Here is an 11,348-nt window from a genome sequence, read left to right on the forward strand (position 1 = left end):
TCTTTAGATTTAGAGATTATTTTTTTGAAAATCTCAATTATGCTCTAGGGATTATGCAATACCTCTACTATCTGGCCAATGCTAGTCTGACACAGCGTGGCAGATGAATTTTTTAATATAAATGACTTTTCTATGGAATTTATTACTGTAATTAATAAATTACATGATTGGATAATCAACGTCAAAATTAAATCTTTTGTTTCTCTAAAAAAGGATAAAGATGTTAAAGCTTTATTGAGTGAGATGGAAATTGATACAAGTCCATTTGTACTATGTGTTTTCTGTTTGATTTCTAGCCAGTTGTGGTGAAGCGGTGACGCTTGCGCTGCGTCCACTTTCGGGTGGTTCGGAGAGGATAAGCGCCAACAACTGGCCATTGGGTGGGATTTTGAGACGGGAATTATCCCTTGTAGAATTTTCTCAATCTCCCTGTAACCCTGTTGATATCTCAATTAAAACTGCAATAGAAAAATTTTGGATGCCAAATTGCCAAAAGCACTCAACATAATTATTAATTCGTAATTCGTAATGACGCTGGCGGACTCGTTAAGGTAATTCGTAATTAAGAAACTAGTTAGATTAAGACACTTGTATACTTTAAAACCTTCTGCTTGGTGTCTAAATACCCATCTATTACGTAATTACGAATTGCGAATTGTTAATGGGGATTCTGGCAGATTTGGGTAATTTACGTTTTGGTCATTTTTTCCTGAATGAATGTCCTGTTTTATCTTTCTACTCGCTGTAGATGTGATTAGAAACGCAAGGATTATTGGGGAGAATTCTTTGAGCATCGAAAACGACGGTCGCGGCAGTGGCAGGAATTGTTATAGCTTTTGTATTAGTCTATAGATAGCGTAGGTGCAGCCCGCCTTAGACATCGCTATCGCCTGGTGAAGTTTCCTTATTAAAGTGGTCTTATGTTGAATGGGGGCAAGAAGAGTGAAAAATCCGGATTAATGTCTTTTACCTGCTCCCAGATATAGCTCACCCACTTTAGGATCATTCAACAGTTCTTGACCTGGGCCTGAGATAGCATCGCGTCCTGACTCCAGTACATAGCCGCGATTAGCCATCTCTAAAGCTTTACGGGCATTTTGTTCCACTAATACGATCGCAGTACCCGCCTGATTAATTTGTTTAATCTGCTCAAACACTTGTGTCACCAAAATCGGCGACAAAGCAGCAGATGGTTCATCCAAAATCAGCAAACTAGGTTCCAACATCAAAGCTTTGCCCATCGCTAGCATCTGGCGTTCTCCTCCAGAGAGAGTACCAGCGCGTTGACGACGGCGATCGTTCAGTCTGGGGAACATAGTAAATATTTTATCTTTAATTGGTTTCAGGGGAACGTTAAGCACAAAAGCACCCATCTCCAAGTTCTCTTCAACGCTAAGGGAGGGGAAAACATTGGCGATTTGCGGTACGTAGCACATTCCTCGCTGAACTATTTCATTGGACTTTAGCCCCACGAGATTTTCACCTTTAAAGGTAATTGTCCCTGTGTGGGGGATCAAAAGTCCAAAAATTGCTTTTGCTAAAGTAGATTTACCGGCACCGTTGGGGCCAATTACAGTTACCAATTCACCTGGTGCAACCCGGAAATTTACACCTTGCAGGATATCTACATCTTTGATGTATCCAGCGTGGACATTTTGGACATCTAGTAAATAATCATTTGTCATTTGTCATTTGTACTGAGCGAACGCGAGTGCGTCTCCAAGAGTTGCCGTAAAACCTGCGGCATAGCTACGCTTAGGGCGCAGCCTCTGGTAGAGAAGTATTTGTCGTTTGTCATTGGTCAACAGTCAAGTTAAAAATAGCTATTGACTGTTGACTATGGACTATTAGGGAGCTTTTTGCAACTCCGGTCGTTCTTCTGGAAGAATCGCCCCTTCTACTGGGCAAACTTGGAGACATATTCCACAGTCGATGCAAGTGGCAAAGTCAATCCAGTACCAATCAGTTCCCTTGGCATTTTTGCCTGGGCCATCATGAATACAAGCTACTGGACAGGCATCTACGCAGTCAGCTACGCCTTCACAGACTTCTGTAACAATTGTGTGCGGCATGTTCTTGATTCCCTCTTTTCTGTATCGGCTATTTCTAGCCTAGCAGGGGAGTGAGGGAGGCAGGGGGCACAGAGCAAGGGAGAAAAATTTTCCCCTCTGCCTCTTTTCAATGCCCACTTGCTTTAAGCGACTTGTACTGAGCATCTCGACTTGCGGACATGGAACCGTAGTCGAAGTAAGTCGAAAGGAGGCGAAGGGATGCCCAATGCCCACTAACGCAATGGCTCAATTTTTGGGGAGCCATCAGCTTTAATCCAAGCAATTTGGGCAATGCCGCGATCGCTTGCATATTGGCGAATAGCGTCTGCATCCCTTCCTCCCAAATCAATTTCTACCCGCACCAAATCAGTAGAATCTCTGAGTTTTTGTGCGTAAGCAAAGGCAAAGGCGTTAGCACTAGCCGTCTCTGGTACTACCAACCAGTCACTTGCTGGAGTCGCTTGTGGTAATTGCTGAGTAAACAACAGAACTTGGTATAAATCTTCGATATTTAGTCCAAAACCAATTCCGGGAATGTTTTCTCCTTGGGGATTATATAGCCCTAAAAGCTGGTCGTAGCGACCACCGCGCCCTAAAACTCTGGCTTGAGATTCGGTATCGTTGACAACTTCAAAGACGATACCCGTGTAGTAGTCTATGGTCTGGATGAGGCTGAGGTCGAGGATTAAGGGAAATTTTTTCTCTGATTCCAGTAATTCTACTAGGGATTTGAGGTTATTCACTGCCTGTCGCTGTTCTTCGTCTAGATCCAAACTACTAACTTTTTGCAACACGTCTGCACTGGGCCCACGCAAATCCAGCATGGTTCGGGCGCGATCGCGTAGTTTGTCACTTAGGGGTAAAGTATCTATAGTAATGCGGTCAAGATGAGCGATCGCACTGCGAACTTTATCCTGTAAATTAGCAGGAAAAGCACTCAGGAGCGATCGGGTAATTCCCGCTTCACCTAAAATTAAATGCCATTCCCGCAACCCTAGTGCTGTTAAACAATCTGCTACTAACAGCAGTACTTCTGCATTCGCCAACAATCCGCCAGCACCTAATAATTCCACCCCAGCTTGATAAAACTCTTGCTGGCGATTATGCCTACTTTCCCAAGTGCGGCGAAACACATTAGCGTTGTAGTACAACCGTTGCGGATAAGTTGCATTTGCCATACGAGTGACAACCGTGCGAGCAATGGATGCTGTTAATTCTGGACGTAGCCCTAATTCATCATCTTCGCCATTTTGTAGTTGAATCACCATCTGGCGCTGGATTGCTTCCCCCGCCATCAGAGTATCCATGCGTTCTAAAGTCGAGGTGATAATCCTGTGATATCCCCAACGGTGAAACACCTGCTGTAATCTATCTTCAATCCAGCGTTTTTTCTCCACATCCAAGGGCAATAAATCCCTGGCTCCTGCTGCTGGTTGATACACCATTATTTTTTCTTCCCACCAAACAAACCACCGAACAAACCACCACTACCAGATTTATCTGGTTGCTTATCTCCATTATTGGCGGATGAAGTCACCTTATGATCACTAGATTGTTGTCCTAGAGCTTTATCTATTTTAGGTTTCCATTGCAGAGCCTTTTCGTCATTGGGGTCTAATTTGAGAGCATTGTCGAAGTGGATTTTTGCCATTTTTAGCTGATTTTGCTTCAAATACACCATTGCAATTAAGCTATGGCAGCGACTATTTTTAGGTTCTAGCTTTAGGGCCTCTTGCAACTCTACTTTGGCTTGGGTGAATTGGTTTTTGTCAATCAAAGATTGAGCGCGACGAACATACTGTTCTACAATCAAGTCTTCTTTTCCTGGCGCAGGTGGTGTATTTTTTGGTGTATTTGACTGAGGCGTACCTGATTCGACTTTGGGTTGAGCAGGTGAGTGCGGCGCTGCGGATGGTTTGCTTGCACTCCGCATTAAATATACTAAATTCAACTCACTAAGTTGGGCAATGACTTGCAGCGCTTGCTCTAAAGAATCATATTGGGTTTCGCCGATTTTAGCGATCGCACTTCTATAGAAATGATCGAGATTAGGCGTTTGGGCTAACTGTCTAGCCAATTCGGTGTTGAGAGTCACCGAAGTAGATTCTTGTATCAGGCGCTTGCCAATTTGCGACAAAATTAAAATATATTCCGTGCGAGTGCGATCGCCACACAGTTTTTCGTAAGCTGGGTTAACCAGCTTTGATAACAATTCGTTCCCTAGCTCTTTTTGACTAGCACTTTCAGTAAAACTACTGTCCGGGTGCAAACGGCGGGCGATTTTGAGATAACGTTTGCGAATCTCTTTGACATCCGCATCCACTGGAACGCACAAAACTGCGTGATGATCTATGAAATCATATTTAAATAGTCCACGATCTATTTTCAAAGACATATAGAGGTTTTGCACCAAAGCAGCAGTTAGATTCTTTTTAGTTTACCCAAAGTCGGGGGGAAAGCTCCTATCTGCTAAACCCATGCTGACAGTGGTGGAACTTGTAAAAGTTCGCTACTGAGGGAGTCGTGAATATAACCATTTGTGGCGAGAATTCTACCTGACTCAATTTTGACGGGAGTACCATCGTAGGCGGTGACTTTGCCCCCAGCCTCTTGTAACAAAATTATCCCGGCAGCAATATCCCAAGGAGAAAGCCCTCGTTCCCAGTAACCATCGACACGTCCACAGGCAATGTATGCCAAATCTAGCGATGCGGAACCGCTACGTCTGACTCCTTGAGTAAGATGAGTCAGGTGACTAAATTCTGCGTAGTTGTTATCAGAGGTTTCGCGGCGATCGTAAGCAAATCCTGTCACTAGTAAGCTTTTACTCAGTTCCGATGTTGCCGAAACCTTAATGGGGCGACGGTTACGCGTTGCTCCCAACCTAGCAGCAGCACGGAATAGCTCATTGTGGAAAGGGTCATAAATTACGCCAAGTTGCGGAACGCCATTAATTAACAGTCCAATGGAAACGGCAAAAAATGGGTATTGATGAGCGTAGTTGGTTGTGCCATCTAGGGGATCTATTGCCCAAAGGTATTCATTCTCTTGATTACCTAATTTCCCTGATTCTTCAGCAAGGATAGAGTGATCGGGAAAGTGGCGGCGCAAAATTTCTAAAATCACCTCTTCTGAAGCTTTATCAGCAGCAGTGACTAAATCACCAGGGCGACCTTTTTCAATAATTGCGTCTTCTAATTTACCTAAATAACCTTGCAAAACGACACCAGCAGCTAAGGCAGCTTCAGTAGCAATATCTAGAAAAATTTGTAGATTAGTCATTAGTCATTGGTCATTGGTCATTGGTCATTGGTCATTGGTCATTAGTCATTGGTCATTGGTCATTGGTCATTAGTCATTAGTTATTCTCCCCCTGCTTCCCCTGCTTCCCCATCTCCTCCACTCCCTACTCCCCACTCCCCACTCTTCAAAGATTTTGACGGCGAAACTCAGCAGGAGTGAGGTGCATAGGTTTTTCTGGGTTCCAGATTCCTTGGCCCATGAGTCTAGCCCATTGTTGGGCACGTTCTAAACGCTGGTCATATTTGTGGTTAGGCGATCGCCCAACAAACATTGCATTCCCTTGTTTCACTAATTCTTCATTCAACAACACCTTATTTTTCCACACATAAGCTAGAGTTCGCCCGATTTTGTCTTTTGTTTCTAAATCAAACTCCAGTGTTACCGATTGTTCTGCACCACCAATTAGATTCTCTAACTGTTCTTTTGCTGCTTCCCCCCAAGGTCGCTGTCGTAAATCTGGTGCATCAATACCAACTAACCGCACTTGAGAAATCAAATTTGGTTGTTCAGCCATGCCTAACACTTCCAAACTTTGCCCACTAACTACCCGCGCTACTTTCACCTGAGCCTCATTCTTTGGCAGTTGGTTTTTACCTTGGCAACTCACTAAAAGCAATAAGCAACCCAAAATAGCTATTTTTCGCACCCAATCACCAAGACGCATAGGCATTAAAACTTCTTCTCTGGTCGCCATTGCGCGATCGGTGATTTTGAACAAAAGAGGCAGGAGGAATAATGTCTTTTGCCTCGTGCTGCGACCAGAGGTAGCTTGGGTTTGAATCCCCCACTTCTTCAAGTGACTCTCGCTCAGGTGGGGTTGATCAGCAAAACCACCTGCCTCACCTCGACTGCGCTCGGCGACCACCTGCCTCGCCTCCACTGCGCTCGGCGACCACCTGCCTCCTGCCTTATTCAATTGTTTATTCTTCATCTAAGGGTAAACCCGCCTTAATTTTCCCCCTAGCAAAATACCGGCCAAACTGGAGTTCGTAGACTTCATCTTCGTCTTGTGTCTCCACCTCCAAGTCAGAACGGGGGTAACTCACACACAACAAGGCATAACCTTGCTGACGTAAATGTGGCGACAATCCGATCGCCTCCGGTTGGTAAATTTCTCCCGATAAAACTCTCACTGCACAAGTGGTGCAAGCCCCGTTACGGCAGGAAAACGGCAGTTCTATCCCTTGTTTTTCGCCAGAGTGCAGGATGTAGCGGTCTTCTGGGACTTGTAGGGTGTGGGTTTTGCCAGTGGCGCGATCGCGAACTCTAATTGTGTATGTACGGGACATCTGGATTTGCGTTTTGGAATTGGGACTTTCAGATTCAATCTAAAATATCTTTCTTTATCTTTGCATTTTCTGGGATTTTATAGTATGATCGGAGCTTGTGGCACCTGGAGAGGTGGCCGAGTGGTTTAAGGCGCAGACCTGGAAAGTCTGTTTAGGGAAACTTAACGGGGGTTCGAATCCCCCCCTCTCCGTTCTCAAATCTAGTCTAAATATATAGTTTGAACCAGACTTCTACAAATAGTCAGGTTAAATAAATAGCAGCATATTGCCAAATATATCCTTAAAATTGCTTTGAAAGTGTGTTAGCGTTCCCCAAAAAAGGTATCGTACAAACCAATATGGTTCTGTTAAGGCTAAAAACTAAAACACAACTAAAGTTTTCATTAATACTTCTTTCCTTCAGCAAGAACTGCGCTCAGCGACCACCTGCCTCCTCTTGTAACATTTATTTATTTTTCACTCAGAATTGAGCCTTTTTGTAAAGTGGCCAAACTCCTACTTCACTATGGCGACAGCCTGATGAACAGATCAGGTAAATTAAGATAAGTAAAGAAAACGCTTTGAACTAAATGGCAGCTCTAAGCTTACAAGAAATTTCTACTCAGTTAGAAAGTCCGAATTTACGCGATCGCATGGTAGCCCTAGCCAATCTGCGTCATGTGTCTGCTGAGGATGCAGTTCCTTTGATTAAAAAGGTACTAGATGACGAATCTTTGCAACTGCGATCGATGGCAATTTTTGCTCTGGGAATCAAGCCGACACCAGAATGTTATTCAATTTTGGTCAAAATTCTCGAAAATGACCCCGATTATGGTATACGTGCGGATGCTGCTGGTGCTTTAGGATATTTAGGTGATGCCAGAGCCTTTGAGGTACTTTCACGGGCATTTTATGAAGATACTGATTGGCTAGTACGCTTTAGTGCAGCCGTTTCTTTAGGTAACATTAAAGACCCCCGCGCTCATCAAATACTCATTCAGGCATTGGATAGCAAAGAAGTAGTGTTGCAACAAGCTGCAATCTCTGCACTGGGAGAAATTCAAGACATTGAGTCAGTCGATCAGATCCTGCGCTTCGCCCAATCAGATGATTGGTTAGTGAGGCAGCGTTTGGCAGAAGCTTTGGGAAATCTTCCTACTCCCAAGAGTGTCTCAGCTTTAAAATACTTGGAAAAAGACAATCATTTCAACGTTGCTGAGGCAGCTAGGATTGGCCTGAAGAAGCTTGAGGAAATAGGTAATCAAGCTTAATATTAAATCCTGCTACCTTTTAATAATTAAGTGGGAATTTTATTCATGAATATTGAAGAGTTTTTTCAGTTAAGTGCTGGGAAATGGTTTTCTCATCGTACTAGTCAACATTTGGCTTTTAACCAATCTGAAGATAGCAAGTCAGACATCATCATTGAGACGTTGGCACTAGATGATCCAAAAGTGAGCAAACTGTGTCAACAGTACGAAATTAATCCTAGTTTTGCCTCTTGTGCTGCCAAAATTACCTGGAACGGCACAATAGAAAAAGATCAAGCAAAACACAGTGGTTCAACTGTGTTAGTTTCTGTAACTGATGCAGATAATCCAGCTGAAGGTAAGTTACTGCGGGAAATAGTTGATGCCGATAAAACTCCAGTTGCCGGACACTATAAATTTGACAGTGATGGTGCTTTAATCCTAACTATAGAGGATGAAACCATGTCATTAGAGGAGCGCCTGTGGTTTGCTAGCCCCAATTTGCGAATGCGGGTAAATATCCTCAAGAATTTTGGTGGATTTAGTATCGCTTCCTTTACTTCTGAGATTCGCATGGGTGGTTTTCCACCAGCTGCGAAGGCTTCCGAGGCGGCTAATTCAGTATCGAGTTAATTTTGTCGGGTGCGTTAGCCTGCGGCATAACACACCCGACAAAATTTTTAGTGCGTTTTTCAGTGCGTTAGGACTAATGTCTATAACGAAATATTAAGCTGTAGTTAATTCCATCGCGGGTAAAAAGTTTAGATATATTTCTCTCTGCGTTGAAACTTTTTAAATTTGCAAAAAGTTAGCGATCGCCTGCGGTAGTGGCAAAATAATTACAATCAACAACGCCATTGCCAGTAATCCCCAAACGTCACGTTGGTTATCCAATTCAGTGACATCATTCAGTGCAGGTTCATCAATCAATGGCATAAATAATAAGATAATCGCCCACACCAAAAATTCTTCTCTTACTAAAGCCAGTAATAGCAACAACACGCGAGCAATTTGACCAATAATCATCGCAGTTCGTTGTCCAAACATCGCATGAACAATGTGACCTCCATCTAGCTGTCCCACAGGCATTAAATTTAAGGCTGTAACAATTAGTCCCAAAAAACCAGCTACTGCAACTGGATGCAAATCAAGGGCTGATTTTGCTGTTAACTGACTACCCAAGGCTAACTTCGAGAGTACCGCTAGTAAAATGGAATACTTGGGATTAAGGGCATCAGGATTTAAAAGTCGGGTTTTTTCAGTGATGGAAACCACATCAGAATGGGCCAAGCCCCATATTAGTAATGGCACAGTCACGACAAAGCCTGCAATTGGCCCAGCGATACTAATGTCAAATAAAGCTTTACGGTTGGGAATGGGACTACGCATCTGAATAAATGCACCAAAAGTTCCCAAAAAGAAAGGTATGGGAATAAAGTAAGGCAACGTCGAGCGAATCTTGTAAAATTTAGCTGTCAAATAATGCCCAAGTTCATGAATACCCAAAATAGTCATTAACCCTAAAGCGTATGGCAATCCCTTGAATAGAACATCTGGGTTAGATAGAACTTTGAACAAAGAGCCAATTTTCCATATAGGCGGCAGAGAAACACCAGCAATTTCCACACCCACCAAGGTAGTAGTTAACAAAGTAACTACTAGTAGTAAAAGTGCTAATCCTGGTCGAGTTAAGCGTTCCTGTTCGCGTCGTGGTGTATTTGTTTGTTTAGCTGCTTGAGTATTGGGAACCAGCACAAAGAAAGGCTTGCTATCCATACCTTCTTGAAAGATCAGCAGGAAGCGATCGCCAAATTGTGCTTCAATATTAGTCTTAATCTGCTGGTAGGCGTTGCTAGCTTTAGTTCGCAACTGACCACGGCAAATCACGGCTTGTGGTCGATACTCAATATTTTGAACGTAGTATACAGACCAAGGAAAACAATTTCGTAGTTGAGTTTCTTCGGTTGGCTGAATGGGACGCACTATTGGTTCTGCTATAGGCTGGATAGTCGGCTGTGATTCTGAGGCTTGGGCTTGAGTTTGGGCCTGTGTATCTGTTGGCGATCGACGCCCCCATTGAAACAATGTCCAATACAACACTGTGGAGACAAATATCGACCAAAGAATCAACGCTGGCGGCGGAGGTTGTTTCGGCCCATACATCAGCGTCCATCCACTCAACAGTAATGCTGGTGCCATTAAAACCAGCCACAACAACCATACTGGCGTCCGGGTGATTTGAGCGACGCTGTGCTGCACCATTAGATAAGTAGCTAGCCCCAGTAGGAGGATAAACAGAAACCAAAATGCCATGTTATCTTCAGTAATTTTGACAAAACGCCCCACCAGTAGCTTCAGCACCATAGCATTAACTACAAGGCAGACCTGAAATCCCAGTTTTTTTTCACAATGGTTAACAGGGGACTGGGTATTGGGTACTGGGTACTGGATATTGGGGAAGAAATTCTTTTAAGATTTGGTTGGCGTACCAATCTCCATTCAAATCTTCCCCAGTACCTAGTCCCCAACCCCCAATCCCCAGTTCATCTTGAGAATTTCCACACTGTAACCAGATTGTCCATAACTCCTCATTTTCGGTTCTTTGATTATGTGCCCTTTACCTCAAGTGCCAAGTCATACAACTAAGCCACCACGGGCTGTCTTTCCTAACGAATTTCCTAGCACAGGTTCTCTGCAATCGGACTTCGCACAAGAGAGCATTTTTGCTTTTCCACCCAATCGGGACACATTAGGGGGAACCTCTTATCTTATTGTAAGAAATGAAGGCAATATCCTCATAGACTGCCCTGCTCTAGAGCAAACAAATCAAGATTTTTTGCGATCGCATGGAGGCGTGCGTTGGTTATTTCTCACCCATCGAGGCGCGATTGGCAAGACTGCTGAATTTCAGCAAATCTTTAGCAGCGAAGTATTGATTCAAGAGCAAGAAGCTTATTTATTACCAGGTTTAACCTTAACTACCTTCAGGCAGGAATTTACACTTGATGCAGCGACACAAGTGATTTGGACACCAGGTCATTCTCCCGGCTCATCTTGCCTCTACTACAGTGAACTTGGAGGTATATTGTTTTCTGGTCGCCATTTAATCCCTAACCAGCAGGGTGAACCAGTACCATTACGGACAGCCAAAACCTTTCACTGGCCCAGGCAAATTCAGAGCCTTCGATTCTTGTTAGAAAATTTTACACTAGAAACTCTTAGATACATTTGTCCGGGAGCTAATACAGGCTTTCTCAGAGGCAAGCGATTTATAGATCAGGCTTATCAACACCTCGCTTCTCTAGATTTACCAGCTTTGCTGCGGATACAGCCTTTTTGAGGCAGGGAGTATGGAATATGGGGCATGGGGCTTGGAGAGTTAAAACTTGAAAGTTGAGCTTCAGAAGCTCAACGTTCACCTTCAAAAGCTCAACTTCCACCTTCAGAAGCTCAACTTCCACCTTCAGAAGCTCAAC

At 43.7% G+C, this 11,348-nt stretch carries 11 protein-coding genes and 1 tRNA gene; 4 read left to right on the top strand and 8 right to left on the bottom strand.

Going from position 1 to position 11,348, the window contains the following annotated elements; all coding sequences use genetic code 11:
- Positions 1-956: 956 nt before the first annotated feature.
- The 7 genes from ACFFAP_RS19330 to ACFFAP_RS19360 form a co-directional block, all read right to left on the bottom strand.
- Entirely contained in the window at positions 957-1,685 is a 729-nt protein-coding gene (locus ACFFAP_RS19330; protein ID WP_375512719.1) for an ABC transporter ATP-binding protein, read from the bottom strand.
- Positions 1,686-1,847: 162 nt separating this feature from the next.
- Entirely contained in the window at positions 1,848-2,072 is a 225-nt protein-coding gene (locus tag ACFFAP_RS19335) for an indolepyruvate ferredoxin oxidoreductase subunit alpha (protein WP_375512720.1), read from the bottom strand.
- 212 nt (positions 2,073-2,284) lie between these two features.
- The gene (locus tag ACFFAP_RS19340) at positions 2,285-3,496 is read right to left on the bottom strand and encodes an ATP phosphoribosyltransferase regulatory subunit (RefSeq protein WP_375512721.1); all 1,212 of its coding nucleotides are present in this window, start codon (positions 3,494-3,496) and stop codon (positions 2,285-2,287) included.
- Positions 3,496-4,446, bottom strand: a complete 951-nt coding sequence (locus ACFFAP_RS19345) for a tetratricopeptide repeat protein (protein ID WP_375512722.1) — start codon at positions 4,444-4,446, stop codon at positions 3,496-3,498. Before ACFFAP_RS19345 ends, ACFFAP_RS19340 begins: the two co-directional genes overlap by 1 nt.
- 74 nt (positions 4,447-4,520) lie before the next feature.
- Positions 4,521-5,333: an inositol monophosphatase family protein gene (locus ACFFAP_RS19350; protein ID WP_375512723.1), complete on the bottom strand. Its 813-nt coding sequence runs from the start codon at positions 5,331-5,333 to the stop codon at positions 4,521-4,523.
- Positions 5,334-5,478: 145 nt separating this feature from the next.
- Positions 5,479-6,048, bottom strand: coding sequence for a thermonuclease family protein (locus tag ACFFAP_RS19355; RefSeq protein ID WP_375512736.1), 570 nt, complete (start codon positions 6,046-6,048; stop codon positions 5,479-5,481).
- A gap of 226 nt (positions 6,049-6,274) precedes the next feature.
- A complete protein-coding gene (locus tag ACFFAP_RS19360; RefSeq protein WP_375512724.1) occupies positions 6,275-6,643 on the bottom strand; it encodes a 2Fe-2S iron-sulfur cluster-binding protein in 369 nt (122 codons plus the stop codon).
- A 106-nt stretch (positions 6,644-6,749) separates the two neighbouring features.
- On the opposite strand from ACFFAP_RS19360, the gene ACFFAP_RS19365 reads away from it, so the two are divergent.
- The 3 genes from ACFFAP_RS19365 (at position 6,750) to ACFFAP_RS19375 (ending at position 8,505) form a co-directional block, all read left to right on the top strand.
- Positions 6,750-6,834, top strand: a tRNA-Ser gene (locus ACFFAP_RS19365).
- A 378-nt stretch (positions 6,835-7,212) separates the two neighbouring features.
- On the top strand, positions 7,213-7,893 hold the full coding sequence (locus ACFFAP_RS19370; protein ID WP_375512725.1) for a HEAT repeat domain-containing protein: 681 nt from the start codon (positions 7,213-7,215) through the stop codon (positions 7,891-7,893).
- A 45-nt stretch (positions 7,894-7,938) separates the two neighbouring features.
- Positions 7,939-8,505, top strand: coding sequence for a phycobiliprotein lyase (locus ACFFAP_RS19375; protein WP_375512726.1), 567 nt, complete (start codon positions 7,939-7,941; stop codon positions 8,503-8,505).
- A gap of 159 nt (positions 8,506-8,664) precedes the next feature.
- On the opposite strand, the gene ACFFAP_RS19380 is transcribed toward ACFFAP_RS19375, so the two are convergent.
- Entirely contained in the window at positions 8,665-10,185 is a 1,521-nt protein-coding gene (locus ACFFAP_RS19380) for a site-2 protease family protein (RefSeq protein WP_375512737.1), read from the bottom strand.
- A gap of 295 nt (positions 10,186-10,480) precedes the next feature.
- Here ACFFAP_RS19380 and ACFFAP_RS19385 point away from each other — a divergent pair, with 295 nt between their 5' ends.
- Positions 10,481-11,212 (top strand): MBL fold metallo-hydrolase, encoded by a 732-nt coding sequence (locus tag ACFFAP_RS19385; protein ID WP_375512727.1) that lies wholly within the window; start codon positions 10,481-10,483, stop codon positions 11,210-11,212.
- Positions 11,213-11,348 lie beyond the last annotated feature (136 nt).

This window comes from uncultured Nostoc sp. (genome assembly GCF_964245575.1).
Classification (GTDB): domain Bacteria; phylum Cyanobacteriota; class Cyanobacteriia; order Cyanobacteriales; family Nostocaceae; genus Nostoc.

Excerpts from the sequence above, each read along its gene's own strand:
- ACFFAP_RS19330 (WP_375512719.1), bottom strand. The coding sequence starts at position 1,685 with ATGACAAATGATTATTTACTAGATGTCCAAAATGTCCACGCTGGATAC.
- ACFFAP_RS19335 (WP_375512720.1), bottom strand. The coding sequence starts at position 2,072 with ATGCCGCACACAATTGTTACAGAAGTCTGTGAAGGCGTAGCTGACTGC.
- ACFFAP_RS19340 (WP_375512721.1), bottom strand. The coding sequence starts at position 3,496 with ATGGTGTATCAACCAGCAGCAGGAGCCAGGGATTTATTGCCCTTGGAT.
- ACFFAP_RS19345 (WP_375512722.1), bottom strand. The coding sequence starts at position 4,446 with ATGTCTTTGAAAATAGATCGTGGACTATTTAAATATGATTTCATAGAT.
- ACFFAP_RS19350 (WP_375512723.1), bottom strand. The coding sequence starts at position 5,333 with ATGACTAATCTACAAATTTTTCTAGATATTGCTACTGAAGCTGCCTTA.
- ACFFAP_RS19355 (WP_375512736.1), bottom strand. The coding sequence starts at position 6,048 with ATGGCGACCAGAGAAGAAGTTTTAATGCCTATGCGTCTTGGTGATTGG.
- ACFFAP_RS19360 (WP_375512724.1), bottom strand. The coding sequence starts at position 6,643 with ATGTCCCGTACATACACAATTAGAGTTCGCGATCGCGCCACTGGCAAA.
- ACFFAP_RS19370 (WP_375512725.1), top strand. The coding sequence starts at position 7,213 with ATGGCAGCTCTAAGCTTACAAGAAATTTCTACTCAGTTAGAAAGTCCG.
- ACFFAP_RS19375 (WP_375512726.1), top strand. The coding sequence starts at position 7,939 with ATGAATATTGAAGAGTTTTTTCAGTTAAGTGCTGGGAAATGGTTTTCT.
- ACFFAP_RS19380 (WP_375512737.1), bottom strand. The coding sequence starts at position 10,185 with ATGGCATTTTGGTTTCTGTTTATCCTCCTACTGGGGCTAGCTACTTAT.
- ACFFAP_RS19385 (WP_375512727.1), top strand. The coding sequence starts at position 10,481 with ATGTGCCCTTTACCTCAAGTGCCAAGTCATACAACTAAGCCACCACGG.